Source organism: Klebsiella sp. PK01, from assembly GCF_057624675.1.
The window spans coordinates 199,165-215,470 of sequence record NZ_JBYEZM010000005.1; the positions used below are offsets into that span (position 1 = coordinate 199,165).

Sequence of the window (16,306 nt, forward strand, 5' to 3'; positions counted from 1 at the left end):
ACTACGATCGCTATTGAACTGGCTCCGGTTTTATTTATATTCTGCCATATCTTCATATAACAAGGATGATATATATGGCATACCCTATTTTCATCAATCGTGTTTGGCAATTGAAGAATATCATCTTACCGGCGTTGCTGCTTTTAATGAGTTTTAGCATTCTGGCTGAGCAAAGGCTTGAACATGGCGTGCTGCAAGCCTACTGGAAGGCGCAATGGAGCGATAATGCTACCATTAATGTTCCGGCCCTCGGATTTCGCTATTATTGGCTGGATGACCAGGGGAAATTGAAAAAAGTCATCAATATATATGTTAAGGGAACGCTGAAAGAACAGTTGCTGTTTATTAGGCAGAACTTTAGTGATATCCCGGAAAATTTTATCAGATTTCGCGAGTGGTACGTTAACCAGCAGGGCAGTCTGCTGGTTAATAATATCGCGCAGTATACCGAATGTAGCAGTGAGAATTATAGCGCCGTATTGCTTTCTTTTGTTCCTGCGAGAAATAAACCTGCATCCTGGATAGACGATATGCATGCTCAGGTCCCCTGCGGCGGCGACGGGCGCTATCCCTGGTTAACGACATATCATTTACAGCATGAATGGAATCAGCTTTCATTCAAAGAATGGCCAGATGATAATGCGAATAATACATATTCCGTTATGGCTGATGACGTGGTGGTTAAAATACGCACTATTAACAAATACTGGATCTATGCCGCTCTTTACGATGACAGCAAAGCTGACCGTATGAGTGAAAAACGGGGGTACATAAGGAGAGGGCATCTCAAACCCGATAACTGACACCCGATGGTATCGGGCAAGGTGATGAAATTTATCTCAAGGTAGATTTATTTAGATTTGGATAACATTTCTAAAATAATACGCATCTACCGCACTATTTCCGCATCGATCTTTTGCCTATTCGTTTATACAGTTGGTTTACTCTTCGTTTAATCGCATAAACCCTATGTTTAAGCTCTCAGTATGCTTGCTTACCTGTAATTCGGCCCGCTTATTACGGGAAGTCTTGCCGCCGCTGTTGCGGGTGGCGGATGAGTTTATTGTCGTTGATTCAGGCAGTACGGATGAAACGCTGCAGATATGTCAGCAGTTTGGCATAACGGTTCACCATCACCCCTATGCCGCCCATGGCATGCAGATGAACTATGCGACCTCGCTGGCGACCCATGACTGGGTGCTATGTATGGATAGCGATGAAATTCTGGATGAAGAAGTGGTTGCGGCGATTCTGGCGCTTAAGGCGGGAGAGGAACCGGATCCGAGCTGCGCGTGGCGTCTGCCGCGCTACTGGTTCGTGCTTGGCGAGCAGGTGCGCACCATTTATCCCATCTCATCGCCGGATTACCCGGTACGCCTGTTCAACCGTCAGCGTGCCAGCTTTAACCAGCGGCCGGTGGACGATCAGGTGGTCGGCCATCTGACCTCGACCAGGCTACCGGGCTTTGTCCGCCACGATACCTTCTATTCACTGCATGAGGTGTTTAACAAGCTCAACAGCTACACCACCCGGCTGGTGAAGGCGCAAAAGGTCAGGCCGTCGCTCAGTCGCGGGATTATCAGCGCCATCGGCGCGTTTTTTAAGTGGTATCTGTTCAGCGGCGCGTGGCGTAGCGGTAAGGTGGGGGCTGTCACCGGACTGTATGCCACCTTGTACAGCTTCATGAAGTATTTTAAAGCCTGGTATGCTCACGACGGGAAGCGGCAGGGAACCGTGACGGAGAAGCGCACGGATCCCTGATGAAGATTAGTTGGTGGGGCTATCCCAGCCCTGCCATTTAAGCTGGTAATACTGGACCAGCGCGCTCTGGCTGATGCTTTCGCTGAGAATGCTAAAGAAGCGGCTGGCGTTCACCGGCTCCAGCGGACGCTTCGGTTTGCAGTACTTCACGCCGTGGAACGGGTTACGCGGCTTCTGCTGCTGCGGCACGTTTGGTTGCGCAGGCGTGTTCGGCGTCGAGTTATCGACCTGCGGTTCGTTCAGCAGGCTGCTCGGGCGCACCAGCGTGATATCCGGCGGCAGGTTATAAACCATTTGCTGTAGTACCCGCACCGTTGAAGGGTGTGGATGACCAATGGCGATCGCCGAACCGTTACGCCGCGCCAGCGCGATGGCGCGATTGAACTGGGTGCGGATGTCCGCCTCGTTCTGGGTATCGTCGAGAAACACTTTGCGTTTAATCACCTTCACGCCGGTCCCCTGGGCGGCGCGCATGGCCTGGGTGTTGCCGATGGTCACACTATCGAGAAAATAGAGATTGTAGCGTTCCAGCGCCTGCATCACCTTCTGCATGCCGAACAGGTTAGAGGTCATGGCGCTACCCATGTGGTTGTTCAGCCCGACGGCGTAAGGCACTTTCCCGTAAGCCTCACGAATAATACGTTCGATCTCATCGCTGCTCATATCCGGGCGCAGGGTGTCTTTTTCCAGCGGTTGCTTGCTGAGCGGCGCCATCGGCAGGTGGATCAGCACTTCGTGGCCCAGATTATGCGCTTTAGTGGCCATTTCCCGGGCGTGGGGGGCGTTCGGCAGCACGGCAACGGAGATGGTGGGCGGCAGCGCCAGCACCTTATTTTCCGTCTGTGGACGATAGCCGAAATCATCGATAACGATAGAGAGTTTACCGGCGAAAACCGGCGCAGCTATAGCCAGTGAACCGGCTACAGCAAGTGCAATCATGCGAAATTGGAGCAAAACTTATCTTCCCAACCACGGCTGTGGATTGACCGCCTGACCCTGGCGGCGAATTTCGAAATAGAGCGACGGACGACCCTGACCGCCGCTACTGCCTACCAGCGCGATAGCCTGGCCCGCGCGGACCTGGGTACCGACGCTGACCAGCGCGCTTTGGTTATAGCCGTAAAGACTCATGTCGCCTTTGCCGTGTTCAACGACGACCACCAGCCCGTAGCCCTGCAGCCAGTCGGCGAGGATCACCCGACCATCGGCAATAGCTTTGACTTCGGTGCCTTCAGACGCAGCGATAACCATCCCTTTCCAACGTAGTTCACCTTGCAGCTGTTCGCCATAACGATGAAGAATTGTTCCGCGAACCGGCCAGAAGGCCTGCCCGCGCGGCGCGCCGAGGCCGCCGGTTCGCGACATCAGCGAACGTTCGCTTTCGGTTGGTTTATAGGTGGTGCCTTTGCGCGAGGCTTCCTGCTGACGGTCGCGTACCGCCTGGGCATCGCGAGCCTCGCGGTCGGCGCGGGCTTTGGCTGCCGCTTCCGCCTGGGCGATGCGACCGCGCAGGCGCGATTCGTTAGCGCGCAGTTCGCTGAGCTGCTGTTGGCCTTTCTGAATGGAGGATTCGAGGCTGGAGAGCGTCTTTTTACGCTCGTTGCGCGCCTGCTCAAGCTTGGCCTGCTGCGCTTTTTGCTCGTAAACCAGCGTTTGCTGCTGGCTTTGTTTTTCTTCCAGCATCGATTTCTGCACCGCGACTTCTTCGCGCGTCTGCTTGAGCTGGGCGATAGTCTCCTGACGGGCCTGGTTAAAGTAACCAAAATAGGCCTGCAGGCGCTGGTTGCGCTGCCCCTCTTCGCCGCTGAGGATCATCTGCATGCCGGTATGCGGCCCCTGGCGGAAGGCGGCATCAAGCTGCGCGGCGAGGTTACGTTCCTGGGAGGCGCGCTGGCGCTCCAGCTTAGCGATAGACGCGTTCATCTCGTCGATCTGCTTATTGAGCTGGTTGAGGGTATCCTGAGTTTCACGCAGCTTACGCGCGGCGGCGGAGATCGCTTCTTCCTGCGCTTTTAGCTGGGCCAGCAGAGAGGAGCGTTGCTGCTGCTGTTGCTGAATCGCGCGCTGTTTGGCGGCGATATCGGCCTGAATGGATTTCAGCTGGTCGCGGTCATCGGCGTGAGCGGATGCGGCGCACAGCAATACGCCAGCGCTAAGCGCGCTGGCGTAAAGAACGGATCGAACAGCCGTTGCGATCCATGTATTTGAATAAGTCGCCTTTCCCCTCATGGGGAAGGATTATTCCACGATGAACAGCGGCTTGCCAGTCATCTCTTGCGGGATTTCCATTCCCATTAGCGACAACATGGTTGGCGCGATGTCGGAAAGCTTGCCGCCTTCGGCCACTTTCACGGTTTTGTCGCCAACGTAGATCAGCGGAACCGGCAGGTTAGTATGCGCGGTGTGCGCCTGTCCGGTCGCTGGATCGCGCATTTGCTCGGCGTTGCCGTGGTCGGCGGTGATCAGCAGCTGACCGCCGACGGATTCAACGGCCGCAGCCACTTGTTCGATGCAGTGATCCAGCGCTTCAACCGCTTTTACCGCCGCTTCCATCACCCCGGTATGGCCTACCATATCGCCGTTCGGGTAGTTACAGATAATGGTGTCATACTGGCCGCCTTTGATGGCCGCAACCAGTTTCTCGGTCAGCTCGGCGGAACTCATTTCCGGCTGCAGGTCGTAAGTGGCGACCTTCGGCGAGTTAATCAGAATACGGTCTTCGCCTTTGAACGGCTCTTCTACGCCGCCGTTAAAGAAGAAGGTCACGTGCGCATATTTCTCGGTTTCGGAGATGCGCAGCTGGGTTTTGTCGTGCTTCGCCATCCACTCGCCGAAAGTGTTAACCAGTGAAGCTGGCGGATAGGCGCAAGCGACTTTGATGTCGGCGGCGTATTCGGTCAGCATCACGAAGTCGAGGTTAACGACTTTCTTACGCGCGAAGCCGTCGAAGTCGGCGTTAACGAAGGCGCGGGTGATTTCGCGCGCGCGGTCAGCGCGGAAGTTCATGAAGATCAGCGCGTCGCCGTCTTCCATCGCGGCATCGGCCTGGCCGGCGGCGCGGATAACGGTCGCTTTGACGAACTCGTCGTTTTCGTCACGGGCATAGGCTGCCTGCAGGCCCGCCACGGCGGTGTCGGCCTGGAATTCGCCTTTGGCCAACGTCATCAGGTCATAGGCTTGTTCAACGCGATCCCAGCGGTTGTCGCGGTCCATGGCGTAGTAGCGACCAATGATAGAGGCGATACGGCCTTTGCCCAGCGCGGTGAATTTAGCTTCGAATTTAGCCAGCGTCGCTTCAGCGCTGCGCGGCGGCGTGTCGCGGCCATCGAGGAAAGCGTGCAGATAGATTTTCTCTGCGCCGCGCTCGGCGGCCAGTTCTACCATCGCCATGATATGGTCTTCGTGGCTGTGAACGCCGCCAGGCGACATCAGGCCCATGATATGTACCGCTTTACCTGCGGCGACGGCTTTGTCGACCGCGCCGGTCAGCACCGGATTGGCGAAGAAGGTGCGTTCTTTGATTTCAACGTCCAGACGGGTCAGATCCTGATACACGATACGACCCGCGCCGAGGTTTACGTGACCCACTTCGGAGTTACCCATCTGGCGGTCAGGCAGCCCGACTTCCAGACCGGATGCGTCAATCAGGGTGTGCGGACGTTTTGCCCACAGTGCGTCCATTACCGGCGTTTTCGCGCTATAAATGGCGTTATCCTGCTGGTCTTCACGGTAGCCGTAGCCATCCAGAATCACCAGTACCATAGGTTTTTTAGTAACCGACATTGCGACAACCTCATGCTCAAAGACAGAAAATTTGCGTAATTTTACTACAGCTGAATCGATCAAATCACCGTAAAAGATCAAAGAAAGGGAAGGGACGGCGCCAGAGCCGATGGCGAAGTCGGCTTTTTTTTCGTGACGGGCCGCAGAAAATACATTACATCGCGCTCACTGGCTGTATTTGCCGCAATGCACAGGTATACTCCTTGCCTGGTTTTTTTATCACTTAGTCGGGAGTTGTAACCCCCCATGCAAGAAATTATGCAATTCATCGGCCGTCACCCGGTCCTGAGCATCGCGTGGATCGCGCTGCTGGGTGCGGTACTGTTCACCACCTTTAAGGGCTTGATGTCGAAAGTTAAAGTCATCACCCGTGGTGAAGCGACGCGTCTTATCAACAAAGAAGAAGCCGTTGTTGTCGACCTGCGTCAGCGTGACGACTTCCGTAAAGGCCATATCGCCGGCGCTATCAACCTGCTGCCTGCCGATATCAAAGCAAATAACGTCGGCGAGTTGGAAAAACACAAAGCACAACCCATTATTGTTGTGGATGGGTCCGGCATGCAGGCGCAAGAACCTGCCAGCCTGCTGAATAAAGCCGGATTCGAAAAAGTCTTTGTACTGAAAGAAGGCATCGCAGGCTGGAGCGGCGAGAACCTTCCGCTGGTACGCGGCAAATAATTTACCCCCGCGTCGTTATGGCGCAGCGGTTCCCCCGATAACCTCTCAGGCGGCGGGGAGCCTCTGCGGCGTAAAATCCCTCGGGGTAAAAACAGGAGTGAGTCATGGCCAATATTGAGATCTATACCAAAGCGACCTGCCCGTTCTGCATCCGCGCCAAAGCGCTGCTGAACAGCAAGGGCGTGACGTTCAACGAACTGCCTATCGATGGCGATGCCGCAAAGCGTGAAGAGATGATCCAGCGCAGCGACCGGACGACGGTTCCGCAGATTTTTATTGATGCGCAGCACATTGGCGGCTGTGACGACTTGTATGCGCTTGATTCACGTGGTGGACTTGATCCCCTCTTGCGCTAATTTTTACGCTTTCCCCATTCAGGGGCCGCGTATTTAAGGACAACACGAAAGGGTTTTACTATGTCAGAACAAAACAGCACCGAAATGACTTTCCAGATTCAGCGCATCTACACCAAAGACGTTTCCTTCGAAGCGCCAAATGCGCCGCAGGTTTTCCAGAAAGATTGGCAGCCGGAAGTTAAACTTGATCTGGATACCGCTTCCAGCCAGCTGGCTGAAGGCGTTTATGAAGTGGTGCTGCGTGTCACCGTAACGGCATCGCTGGGCGAAGAAACCGCATTCCTGTGCGAAGTACAGCAGGGCGGCATCTTCTCCATCGACGGCATCGATGGCAACCAAATGGCGCACTGCCTCGGCGCGTACTGCCCGAACATTCTGTTCCCGTACGCTCGCGAGACCGTTACCAGCCTGGTTTCCCGCGGCACCTTCCCGCAACTCAACCTTGCGCCGGTGAACTTTGACGCGCTGTTTATGAACTATCTGCAACAGCAGGCTGGCGAAGGTGCTGAACAACATCAGGATGCCTGATGAACGCGCTTAATGCTGCAATGACTGTGATCGGTGCCGGCTCTTACGGCACCGCTCTTGCCATCACCCTGGCAAGAAATGGCCACGAGGTTGTCCTCTGGGGCCATGACCCGAAACATATCGCGACGCTGCAACACGATCGCTGCAACGCCGCGTTCCTTCCCGATGTGCCTTTCCCGGACACGCTGCGCCTTGAGAGCGATTTAGCGACGGCGCTGGCCGCCAGCCGCGATATCCTCGTGGTGGTGCCGAGCCACGTCTTCGGTCAGGTTTTGCGCCAGATTAAACCGCTGATGCGTTCCGATGCGCGTCTGGTGTGGGCGACGAAAGGTCTGGAGGCCGAAACCGGCCGTCTGCTGCAGGACGTGGCGCGTGAAGCGCTGGGCGATGACATCCCATTAGCGGTCATCTCCGGTCCGACTTTCGCCAAAGAGCTGGCCGCCGGCCTGCCGACGGCGATTTCTCTGGCGGCGACGGATCCGCAGTTTGCGGAAGACCTTCAGCGCCTGCTGCACTGCGGTAAAAGCTTCCGCGTCTACATCAACCCGGACTTTATCGGCGTGCAGCTGGGCGGCGCGGTGAAAAACGTTATCGCCATCGGCGCCGGGATGTCTGACGGTATCGGCTTTGGCGCGAATGCCCGTACGGCGTTGATCACCCGTGGTCTGGTGGAAATGTCCCGTCTCGGGGCAGCGCTGGGCGCCGATCCGGAAACCTTCATGGGCATGGCCGGGCTGGGCGACCTGGTACTGACTTGTACCGATAACCAATCGCGAAACCGCCGTTTTGGCATGATGCTCGGACAGGGCATGGACGTGCAAAGCGCGCAGGACAAGATTGGCCAGGTGGTTGAAGGCTATCGCAATACCAAAGAGGTTCGCGTTCTGGCGCAGCGTTTAGGCGTCGAAATGCCAATAACCGAGGAAATTTATCAGGTATTGTATTGCGGAAAAATTGCGCGCGAGGCAGCATTGACCTTATTGGGTCGCGCACGCAAGGACGAACGCAGCGCCAACTAGCCGCAGGGAAAGTCTGTTACCTGTATGACCCGGTCAGCGAAGAACTGACCGGTCATAATTCTTACCGTCTGGAGTATGCAATGCCGTGTGAAGAACTGGATATCGTCTGGAACAATATTAAAGCCGAAGCCCGGGCTTTGGCCGACTGTGAGCCGATGCTCGCCAGTTTTTACCACGCAACGCTACTCAAGCACGAAAATCTGGGCAGCGCCCTGAGCTATATGCTGGCGAATAAGCTGGCCTCGCCGATTATGCCCGCTATCGCCATTCGCGAAGTAGTGGAAGAGGCTTATGCCGCTGACCCTGAGATGATCGCTTCCGCCGCCTGTGATATCCAGGCGGTACGTACCCGCGACCCTGCGGTCGATAAATACTCAACGCCGCTGTTGTACCTGAAAGGCTTCCATGCGCTGCAGGCCTACCGCATCGGCCACTGGTTGTGGAATCAGGGGCGCCGCGCGCTGGCTATTTTCCTGCAGAACCAGGTCTCCGTCTCGTTCCAGGTCGATATCCATCCGGCGGCGAAGATTGGCCGTGGGATCATGCTCGACCACGCCACCGGTATCGTGGTCGGTGAAACGGCGGTGATTGAAGACGACGTATCCATTCTGCAGTCCGTGACCCTCGGCGGTACCGGCAAAACCAGCGGCGACCGTCACCCGAAAATTCGCGAAGGCGTGATGATTGGCGCCGGGGCGAAGATCCTCGGCAATATCGAAGTCGGGCGCGGGGCGAAGATTGGCGCCGGTTCCGTGGTGCTGCAACCTGTGCCGCCGCATACCACCGCTGCAGGCGTACCGGCGCGTATCGTCGGTAAGCCGGAGAGCGACAAACCGGCGATGGATATGGATCAGCATTTTAATGGCATCCACCATACCTTCGAGTACGGCGACGGGATTTGATTTATTGCCATTTGCCGCCGCGAAGCTCATAGAGGTAGCCCGGCTAAGGCGCAAAGCGCCGCAATCCGGGAACCGCTCAGGTTAGCTGCGTAACACGGCGCCCGGGTATCCCAACTGGCGCCAGGCTTCATACACCACCACCGACACCGCGTTTGACAGGTTCATGCTGCGACTGTCCGGCATCATTGGAATACGGATCTTTTGCTCCGCCGGTAGGGCATCGAGGATGCTGGCCGGCAGGCCGCGCGTTTCCGGACCAAACATCAAGAAATCACCATCCTGATAGCTTACCGCGCTGTGGGCGGGCGTGCCTTTGGTGGTGAGGGCGAACAGGCGCTGCGGCTTCGCGCTGGCGATAAACGCCGCATAATCCGCGTGGCGCTGTACGGCGGTGAACTCGTGATAATCCAACCCGGCGCGTCTCAGGCGTTTATCGTCCCAGGTAAAGCCCATTGGCTCAATGATATGTAAATTGAAGCCGGTGTTGGCGCACAGGCGGATGATATTGCCGGTGTTCGGCGGGATTTCTGGTTCGAATAACACGATGTTCAGCATACTGCCCCCTTAATTGCGGGGGGCAGAATAGCAGATATTTGCCGAACCCTCACCCCGACCCTCTCCCAGAGGGAGAGGGGGAAAACCGATGCCAGCCGGATGGTCTCTCTCCCTTTGGGAGAGGGGGAGAGTGAGGGAATTACGCGGCGTTGCCCTGCTTGAGCGCATCAAAGGTCTGCAGCGCTTCGGCATTCTGCACCAGCGAATCGCGGCTGATTTCACTGATGGATTTCGCCCCGGTCAGCGTCATCGCCACTTTCATCTCTTTCTCGATAAGATTGAGCAGATTCGCCACCCCCTGCTTGCCGTGGGTCGCCAGCGCGTACAGATACGCGCGGCCCAGCAGCACGCTGTCGGCACCAAGGGCGATCATCCGCACCACGTCGAGACCGTTGCGGATGCCGCTGTCGGCGAGAATAGTGATGTCGCCTTTAACCGCATCGGCAATGGCGGGCAGGGCGCGGGCGGAAGAGAGCACGCCGTCAAGCTGGCGGCCGCCGTGGTTGGAGACGACAATGCCGTCAGCGCCGAAGCGCACCGCGTCGCGGGCGTCTTCCGGGTCGAGGATCCCTTTGATCACCATCGGGCCGTCCCAGAAGTCGCGGATCCACTCCAGGTCTTTCCATGAAATCGACGGATCGAAATTATTCGCCAGCCAGCCGATGTAATCCTCAAGACCGGTCGGTTTGCCGAGATAGGCGGAGATATTACCCAGATCGTGCGGGCGTCCGTTGAGGCCGACGTCCCATGCCCACTGTGGATGAGTGACGGCCTGCCAGTAGCGGCGCATGGCGGCGTTTGGGCCGCTCATGCCAGAATGGGCGTCGCGATAGCGCGCGCCGGGGGTCGGCATATCCACGGTAAAGACCAGCGTGGAGCAGCCTGCGGCTTTAGCGCGCTCCAGCGCATTGCGCATAAATCCGCGATCGCGCAGGACGTACAGCTGGAACCACATCGGGCGTTTGATGGTCGGGGCGACCTCCTCAATCGGGCAAACGGAAACGGTAGAGAGGGTAAACGGGATGCCTTTGTCGTCTGCCGCACCCGCCGCCTGCACTTCGCCGCGGCGCGCGTACATGCCACATAGCCCGACCGGCGCCAGCGCCGTCGGCATTGACAGCTTCTCGTTGAATAACGTGGTTTCCAGGCTCAAATCCGACATATTGCGCAGAATGCGCTGGCGGAGCGCCACGTCGGAGAGGTCTTCAACGTTACGGCGCAGGGTGTGTTCGGCGTAGGCGCCGCCGTCGATATAGTGGAACAGAAACGGCGGCAGGATACGCTGTGCGGCGGCGCGATAGTCGCTGGCGGCGGAAATAATCATCACGAGTTCTCCCTGGAATTTTCATTGTGGTCACCGGGCAGGCGGGTAATGCGCGCCTGGCGGGCCTGGTCTTCATCAAAACGTTTAATGGTGGCGTGGACAAAACCGAGGTGGGCCATCATCGCCTGGCGCGCGCCTTCCGCGTCGCCGGCGAAGATCGCTTCCATCACCGCCTGATGTTGTTCGGTCAGACGCGCGAACACCGGCGGCACCAGATACATGCGCTGGCGGCTCTGCTTCACCGAGGATTGCAGAAGCTCGAAGAAACCGCGCATGGTTTGCAGCAGCACCACGTTATGCGAGGCTTCAGCGATCGCCAGGTGGAAGCGAACATCCGCCTGTGAGGCGAGATCCGGGTCATCGCTGAGGGTGGCTTCAAAACAGAGGCGGATTTTTTCTTTTTCGGCGTCGGTGGCCCGCATCGCCGCATGCCAGGCGGTGCTGGCTTCAATAGCGTGGCGGGCTTCGAGAATATCAAAACTGTAGTCGGGGTCGTCGGCGAGCAGCGTTTTCAGCGGCTGGACGATGTTTTGCTCCGACCAGGGCTCATGCTGCCAGCGCACGAAGGTGCCGCCGCCGCGACGGCTAAGTAGCACCCCTTCGTTGACCAGCATCGCCAGCGCTTCACGCAGCGAATTGCGTGAAACACCGAGCTGTACGGCAAGCTGGCGCTCGGCGGGCAAACGCATGCCCGCCTCCATCTGTTGTTCTTCTATCAGCGCCCGGACGCGATTTGCGACGTCGTCAGCCAGGCGTTTTGGCATTACTTTCACGGAATCATCCAGGTTAAGACATACGCCTGCAGGGTGGTAATCAGGCCCACCATGCAGGTGAATATCAGGCTGTGCTTGACGGTAAAGCGGAACAGGTCCGACTCTTTACCCACCAGGCCTACCGCGGCGCAGGCAATGGCGATCGACTGTGGCGAAATCATCTTGCCCGTCACCCCACCGGTGGTATTCGCGGCGACCAGCAGAATATCGGAGACGCCGATTTGCTGGGCTGCCGTCGCCTGCAGCGCGGCGAATAGCGCGTTAGACGAGGTATCCGAACCGGTCAGGAAAACCCCCAGCCAGCCGAGGAACGGCGAGAAGAAGGTAAACGCGTGGCCGGTATGCGCCAGCGCCAACGCCAGCGTCGATGACAGCCCGGAGTAGTTCGAGATAAAGGCGAACGCCAGCACCATGCCGATGGAGTAAATCGGCAGCGCCAGCTCTTTCAGCGTCCCGGCGAAGGTGGTCAGCGCATCCTTTGGCTTCATACGCAGCCAGACGATAGACAGTATAGCGGCGAACAGAATGGCGGTGCCGGTTGCCGACAGCCAGTCGAATTTATACACCGCGGCGTATGGCGTCGCGGCGCTCACCACCGGCGGCATACGGGCGACCATTTTGTCGAGGAACGGTACCGAAATATTAACCACGAAGTCATACATCGCCCCGCCCGGCGCAAACAGCGCTTTAAACGGCGGCACGCTCCACAGGGTGACGGTAGCGGTGAGGAACAGGAACGGCGACCAGGCGCGAATGACCTGACCGGCGGTGTAATGCGTGCGCGCCAGGGTTTGATCAACCTGCGCGGCGCCCATATCGCCAAAGCGGAAGATACGTACCGGCTGCCAGCGTTTGAGGAACAGCGTCAGGCATACCAGCGACACCAGCGAAGAGATGATGTCCGGCAGTTCCGGGCCGAGGAAGTTGGAGCTGAGGTACTGCGCGATGGCGAACGAACCACCCGCGACCATCACCGCCGGCCACGTCTCTTTCACCCCGCGCCAGCCGTCCATAATCGCCATGATCCAGAACAGCACGATAATGGTCAGGAACGGCAGCTGACGGCCAACCATCTGGCCAATGGCGAAGCTATCGATGCCGGTGACCTGGCCGGCGACCAGAATCGGGATCCCCATGGCGCCGAAAGCCACCGGCGCGGTGTTAACAATCAGGCACAGCCCGGCGGCGTACAGCGGATTGAAGCCGAGCCCGACCAGCAGCGCGGCGGTAATCGCCACCGGCGCGCCGAAACCGGCGGCCCCTTCGAGGAAGGCGCCAAAGGAGAAGCCGACAATCAGCATCTGCAGGCGCTGATCCGGCGTAATCGAAAGAATCGACGAGCGGATAATGTCGAACTGCCCGGTCTTCACCGAGATTTTATAGACGAAGACCGCGGCGATAATAATCCACGCGATAGGCCACAGGCCGTAGAAGAAGCCGTATACCACCGACGATAAAGCGCGATCGACCGGCATTTTGTAGAACAGCAGGGCGACAAGCAGCGCGATGGCAACGGTCCAGGTGGCGGCGATATAGCCTTTAAGCTTGAGCTTAATCAGGGCGAAAAAGAAAAACAGAATCGGCAGTGAGGCGATAAGGCTCGATAGCCAGATATTACCAGCCGGATCGTAATTTTGTTGCCAGAGGTTCATGCAGGTCTCCATCGGGCCACATCCAGTGCGTCAGGTTGGGTCTGCGCCCATTGCCGATCACACTGTTTGTAAAATTGGCCCAGCCAAATTGCGATTGTAGGGTTAACGACAATTGATGGTTAACCAAATGTTATGATATGGCAACGCGTTTGTGATGCAAAGTGATGGATATGTGAACCGATTGACGGTTTAAGAAATAATTGGTTGGGCCAATTTGGTGGGGAAGGAGAAATTGGCTGTGAGTTCACGGCCCGGTAGGGCTACCGGGTAATAGACGACGAACTCACAGCGGGCAAAAGATTAAAACTCGCTCTTCGCGAAGCCGGTCATCTCTTTGAGGCCCATTTCGCGGCCCAGCGCGGTCATCGGGTGGACGACAACCAGTCCGCGCACGCTTTTCTTCAGCTTGCCCATATCGGCCTGCTCTTTCTTGGTAATAGCGCGACGGTGCGGCATGCTCATCAGCTTCTGCGCTTCTTTGCTCAGCTTCTGCGACTGGACGGAACGCAGACGTTCGATTTCCGTTTCCAGGGTCGCTTTTTCTTTTTCCAGCTCCGCGTATTTATCGGCGGCTTCGACCAGCGACAGGTCGGCCTGCTGGTGGCGGATGGCGTCGAGACGGTCGCTCAAACGCTTGATTTCATTCTTTTCGACTTCTTTCATGGTAATTTTATCTGTGAATAAAAGGGCTTCGACGTTACATAGTATGGGCCGGGCGGGCCTTTGTTGATAGTTTTTTATCGAAATACTCGCGGCTATACGGCCATAAGCATGAGACCAGATAGATTATAATTATTTGAAAAATAATGATATTGTCGTTTTAATTAAGCTGTTTGTCATTTTTGTGAAGCCTGACGGCCATTCCGCACGTTTTCCTCAACTTGCTCCCTTTTTTTCGCCAATCCTTAATAAGATCCCCCTGAACAGAGGAGAGCGTGATGGCGAAAATCGGCGACGGCGTACCACGTATCATCGATAAAACGGTAGATTTCATGGCCTCGAGCCAGGCGTTTATGGAATATCTGAAAAAATGCCCGCGTTTACAGCGGATACCGCGCGATATTCCTGAGGATAAAAAGGAGCTATTCCTGAGTCGTCTGGAGTATTACCGGCAGCTGTACCGGCCGACGTGCGACCAGCAAGAAACGGAGTCAGAGCGTTGATTTCTGGAAGGCTTTTTTTAAGCTGATTCGAGAAATCAGCTCAGTCAGAGACAACACCATCGTTGAACGTACCATCTGCTGGTAGCGCAGTTTCTGCATTGCCAGCAGTTCCCTATCGCTCTCATCAAATAGCGGCGTCGGCGGAAGCGCGGCGACGCAGTGCAGTTCGCCTAACGGCCCGAGAATTTCATCATCGGTGAAAGTGTACTCATTACCGTCATGATTGAGCTCTTCACGCAGCGCCATCAATAGCTCGGCATCTTCGTATTCGGCGCGGCTTATCACCCCAAGGCCGTAGATAAGCTTCAGGCGTACGGAAAGGTCGCCCAGCGGCCCACTGCCGTCCAGCAATGGCTCCACTGCGTATTTCACCGCGTAATCGTCTTTGCGGAATACCTGAAGTACCAGAATATTGACCGCCTCCGTCAGGAGTTCGACGGCGGCTATCAGGAAACTTCTTACGGTCTTACCAGCATTTAAACGCTCAAGTACGCGGTTTTCAAATGCCTGTGTTTCTTCCATTATTGCCTGCATATCGGACAGGAGTGGTATTGGGCGCGGCATCGGCCGCGCCAGGTTGTACATCATTTTACCGCGTTGTAGTCGTTAACGGCTTCCGCCACTACCGCGCTTGCCGCATCCAGGCCGGAAATCTGCGCCAGCGCGGCCTGTGGGCCTTTTTCGCTAATCAGCGCCGCCAGCTCCTGCGCCTGCGGATCGTCTTCGCTGCGGAAATGCATAGCCGCGGCAATCCCTTTTACCAGGTTCCGATGCGGCAGGCCGTATTGCAGCGTGCCAAGCAGCGGCTTGATCAAACGATCGCCCGCGCTCAGTTTACGCAGCGGCTGGCGGCCGACGCGCTCCACATCATCTTTCAGATACGGGTTCTCAAAGCGACCAAGGATTTTCTGGATATAAGCCGCGTGTTTCTGCGCATCAAAGCTGTAGCGTTTGATCAGCACCGCGCCGCTCTCTTCCATTGCGCCTTTTACGACGGCGCGAATGTTCTCATCAAGAATCGCGTCGCGAATCGTTTGATGGCCCGCCAGTTTCCCGAGGTAGGCGGTTATAGCATGCCCGGTGTTTAAGGTGAATAGCTTACGTTCGACAAATGCCATCAGGTTATCGGTTAATTCCATTCCTGGGATGTTCGGCAGCTCGCCCTTAAACTGGGTTTTATCCACAATCCATTCGCTGAAGGTTTCAACGGTGACTTCCAGCGGATCGTTGGTGGCGGAAGCCGACGGCGGCACGATACGGTCTACGGCGGAATCGATGAAGCCGATATGCGCTTCAACCCACGATTTATCTTCTTCCGCCAGCGCGTTAAACACATGGCCTTTCAGCTGGGTGGTGCCGCGCACCATGTTTTCGCAGGCGATGATATTCAGCGGGCGTTCAATACCCTGCGCTTTGCGTTTCACCAGGCCTTTGGCGATGGCCGGAGCGATACGCTCCAGAACGACGGGACCGACGGCGGTGGTCACCAGGTCGACATCGGCGATCAGATCCACCACTTCATCGCCAATGCTGCTGACGGCATTCACGCCGGAGACGGTGTCAACCTGTTCGTTTTCGCCCACTACGTGAACCTGATAGCTATGACGGGCATTCAGGGCGTCAAGGACCACCTGATTGACATCGGCGAACGTGAGGGTGATACCGGCGTCAGCCAGCAGTTTGCCAATGAAGCCACGTCCGATATTACCTGCGCCAAAATGTAATGCTTTCATAGTATTAACCTTCAATTAATGTTTTTACCTGAGAGGGCTGGGGTGAGGCTTTTCCCTCACCCCAACCCTCTCCCTTTGG

General features: G+C 56.6%; 18 protein-coding genes. 8 read left to right on the forward strand and 10 right to left on the reverse strand.

All coding sequences use genetic code 11. From position 1 onward, the window contains the following. The first annotated feature begins 74 nt into the window (after positions 1 to 74). Together AC22LX_RS17255 and AC22LX_RS17260 are read left to right on the forward strand one after the other, a co-directional pair. Complete coding sequence (locus AC22LX_RS17255) at positions 75 to 803, forward strand: hypothetical protein (protein ID WP_487334118.1); 729 nt, start codon at positions 75 to 77, stop codon at positions 801 to 803. 166 nt (positions 804 to 969) lie between these two features. Continuing rightward, on the forward strand, positions 970 to 1,761 hold the full coding sequence (locus AC22LX_RS17260) for a glycosyltransferase family 2 protein (RefSeq protein WP_063447245.1): 792 nt from the start codon (positions 970 to 972) through the stop codon (positions 1,759 to 1,761). A 6-nt stretch (positions 1,762 to 1,767) separates the two neighbouring features. Here AC22LX_RS17260 and AC22LX_RS17265 read toward each other — a convergent pair whose 3' ends face one another. Genes AC22LX_RS17265 through gpmM form a run of 3 tightly spaced genes read right to left on the reverse strand, consistent with a single transcriptional unit; the run spans position 1,768 to position 5,544 of the window. Next, the gene (locus tag AC22LX_RS17265) at positions 1,768 to 2,715 is read right to left on the reverse strand and encodes a divergent polysaccharide deacetylase family protein (protein ID WP_045390634.1); all 948 of its coding nucleotides are present in this window, start codon (positions 2,713 to 2,715) and stop codon (positions 1,768 to 1,770) included. 3 nt (positions 2,716 to 2,718) lie between these two features. Next, entirely contained in the window at positions 2,719 to 3,990 is a 1,272-nt protein-coding gene (gene envC / locus AC22LX_RS17270) for a murein hydrolase activator EnvC (RefSeq protein ID WP_045390637.1), read from the reverse strand. 9 nt (positions 3,991 to 3,999) lie between these two features. Further along, a complete protein-coding gene (gene gpmM / locus AC22LX_RS17275; protein ID WP_045390640.1) occupies positions 4,000 to 5,544 on the reverse strand; it encodes a 2,3-bisphosphoglycerate-independent phosphoglycerate mutase in 1,545 nt (514 codons plus the stop codon). Between the two features lie 246 nt (positions 5,545 to 5,790). On the opposite strand from gpmM, the gene AC22LX_RS17280 reads away from it, so the two are divergent. The 5 genes from AC22LX_RS17280 to cysE all read left to right on the forward strand — a co-directional run bounded on the left by AC22LX_RS17280 (position 5,791) and on the right by cysE (position 9,027). Then, on the forward strand, positions 5,791 to 6,222 hold the full coding sequence (locus AC22LX_RS17280) for a rhodanese-like domain-containing protein (RefSeq protein WP_015369178.1): 432 nt from the start codon (positions 5,791 to 5,793) through the stop codon (positions 6,220 to 6,222). Positions 6,223 to 6,326: 104 nt separating this feature from the next. After that, a complete protein-coding gene (grxC, locus tag AC22LX_RS17285; protein ID WP_063447246.1) occupies positions 6,327 to 6,578 on the forward strand; it encodes a glutaredoxin 3 in 252 nt (83 codons plus the stop codon). 60 nt (positions 6,579 to 6,638) lie between these two features. Then, the gene (gene secB, locus AC22LX_RS17290) at positions 6,639 to 7,106 is read left to right on the forward strand and encodes a protein-export chaperone SecB (protein WP_015369180.1); all 468 of its coding nucleotides are present in this window, start codon (positions 6,639 to 6,641) and stop codon (positions 7,104 to 7,106) included. Next, positions 7,106 to 8,125 carry an NAD(P)H-dependent glycerol-3-phosphate dehydrogenase gene (gene gpsA / locus AC22LX_RS17295; RefSeq protein WP_015369181.1) on the forward strand — a complete coding sequence of 340 codons (1,020 nt, stop codon included), beginning with the start codon at positions 7,106 to 7,108 and terminating at the stop codon, positions 8,123 to 8,125. The genes secB and gpsA overlap by 1 nt, the downstream gene beginning before the upstream one ends. Before the next feature lie 80 nt (positions 8,126 to 8,205). Next, a complete protein-coding gene (cysE, locus tag AC22LX_RS17300) occupies positions 8,206 to 9,027 on the forward strand; it encodes a serine O-acetyltransferase (RefSeq protein ID WP_004106845.1) in 822 nt (273 codons plus the stop codon). Between the two features lie 81 nt (positions 9,028 to 9,108). Here cysE and trmL read toward each other — a convergent pair whose 3' ends face one another. The 5 genes from trmL to AC22LX_RS17325 all read right to left on the reverse strand — a co-directional run bounded on the left by trmL (position 9,109) and on the right by AC22LX_RS17325 (position 13,994). Further along, positions 9,109 to 9,582 carry a tRNA (uridine(34)/cytosine(34)/5-carboxymethylaminomethyluridine(34)-2'-O)-methyltransferase TrmL gene (gene trmL, locus AC22LX_RS17305; RefSeq protein ID WP_045359275.1) on the reverse strand — a complete coding sequence of 158 codons (474 nt, stop codon included), beginning with the start codon at positions 9,580 to 9,582 and terminating at the stop codon, positions 9,109 to 9,111. A gap of 139 nt (positions 9,583 to 9,721) precedes the next feature. Next, positions 9,722 to 10,906, reverse strand: coding sequence for an FMN-dependent L-lactate dehydrogenase LldD (lldD, locus tag AC22LX_RS17310; RefSeq protein ID WP_045390646.1), 1,185 nt, complete (start codon positions 10,904 to 10,906; stop codon positions 9,722 to 9,724). Continuing rightward, positions 10,906 to 11,679 carry a transcriptional regulator LldR gene (gene lldR / locus AC22LX_RS17315; protein ID WP_045390649.1) on the reverse strand — a complete coding sequence of 258 codons (774 nt, stop codon included), beginning with the start codon at positions 11,677 to 11,679 and terminating at the stop codon, positions 10,906 to 10,908. Before lldR ends, lldD begins: the two co-directional genes overlap by 1 nt. Next, positions 11,676 to 13,331, reverse strand: a complete 1,656-nt coding sequence (lldP, locus tag AC22LX_RS17320) for an L-lactate permease (RefSeq protein WP_042893619.1) — start codon at positions 13,329 to 13,331, stop codon at positions 11,676 to 11,678. The genes lldR and lldP overlap by 4 nt, the downstream gene beginning before the upstream one ends. A gap of 300 nt (positions 13,332 to 13,631) precedes the next feature. Continuing rightward, positions 13,632 to 13,994, reverse strand: a complete 363-nt coding sequence (locus tag AC22LX_RS17325; protein ID WP_015369186.1) for a YibL family ribosome-associated protein — start codon at positions 13,992 to 13,994, stop codon at positions 13,632 to 13,634. 275 nt (positions 13,995 to 14,269) lie between these two features. Here AC22LX_RS17325 and AC22LX_RS17330 point away from each other — a divergent pair, with 275 nt between their 5' ends. Then, positions 14,270 to 14,494 (forward strand): hypothetical protein, encoded by a 225-nt coding sequence (locus tag AC22LX_RS17330; protein WP_045390655.1) that lies wholly within the window; start codon positions 14,270 to 14,272, stop codon positions 14,492 to 14,494. Here AC22LX_RS17330 and mtlR read toward each other — a convergent pair. Next, positions 14,483 to 15,079, reverse strand: coding sequence for a mannitol operon repressor MtlR (gene mtlR / locus AC22LX_RS17335; protein ID WP_045390658.1), 597 nt, complete (start codon positions 15,077 to 15,079; stop codon positions 14,483 to 14,485). The genes AC22LX_RS17330 and mtlR overlap by 12 nt on opposite strands. Further along, complete coding sequence (gene mtlD / locus AC22LX_RS17340; RefSeq protein ID WP_063447247.1) at positions 15,079 to 16,227, reverse strand: mannitol-1-phosphate 5-dehydrogenase; 1,149 nt, start codon at positions 16,225 to 16,227, stop codon at positions 15,079 to 15,081. Before mtlD ends, mtlR begins: the two co-directional genes overlap by 1 nt. Positions 16,228 to 16,306 lie beyond the last annotated feature (79 nt).

Coding starts and splice junctions, on each gene's coding strand:
- AC22LX_RS17255 (WP_487334118.1), top strand. CDS start 75: ATGGCATACCCTATTTTCATCAATCGTGTTTGGCAATTGAAGAATATC.
- AC22LX_RS17260 (WP_063447245.1), top strand. CDS start 970: ATGTTTAAGCTCTCAGTATGCTTGCTTACCTGTAATTCGGCCCGCTTA.
- envC (WP_045390637.1), bottom strand. CDS start 3,990: ATGAGGGGAAAGGCGACTTATTCAAATACATGGATCGCAACGGCTGTT.
- gpmM (WP_045390640.1), bottom strand. CDS start 5,544: ATGTCGGTTACTAAAAAACCTATGGTACTGGTGATTCTGGATGGCTAC.
- AC22LX_RS17280 (WP_015369178.1), top strand. CDS start 5,791: ATGCAAGAAATTATGCAATTCATCGGCCGTCACCCGGTCCTGAGCATC.
- grxC (WP_063447246.1), top strand. CDS start 6,327: ATGGCCAATATTGAGATCTATACCAAAGCGACCTGCCCGTTCTGCATC.
- secB (WP_015369180.1), top strand. CDS start 6,639: ATGTCAGAACAAAACAGCACCGAAATGACTTTCCAGATTCAGCGCATC.
- gpsA (WP_015369181.1), top strand. CDS start 7,106: ATGAACGCGCTTAATGCTGCAATGACTGTGATCGGTGCCGGCTCTTAC.
- cysE (WP_004106845.1), top strand. CDS start 8,206: ATGCCGTGTGAAGAACTGGATATCGTCTGGAACAATATTAAAGCCGAA.
- trmL (WP_045359275.1), bottom strand. CDS start 9,582: ATGCTGAACATCGTGTTATTCGAACCAGAAATCCCGCCGAACACCGGC.
- lldD (WP_045390646.1), bottom strand. CDS start 10,906: ATGATTATTTCCGCCGCCAGCGACTATCGCGCCGCCGCACAGCGTATC.
- lldP (WP_042893619.1), bottom strand. CDS start 13,331: ATGAACCTCTGGCAACAAAATTACGATCCGGCTGGTAATATCTGGCTA.
- AC22LX_RS17325 (WP_015369186.1), bottom strand. CDS start 13,994: ATGAAAGAAGTCGAAAAGAATGAAATCAAGCGTTTGAGCGACCGTCTC.
- AC22LX_RS17330 (WP_045390655.1), top strand. CDS start 14,270: ATGGCGAAAATCGGCGACGGCGTACCACGTATCATCGATAAAACGGTA.
- mtlR (WP_045390658.1), bottom strand. CDS start 15,079: ATGTACAACCTGGCGCGGCCGATGCCGCGCCCAATACCACTCCTGTCC.
- mtlD (WP_063447247.1), bottom strand. CDS start 16,227: ATGAAAGCATTACATTTTGGCGCAGGTAATATCGGACGTGGCTTCATT.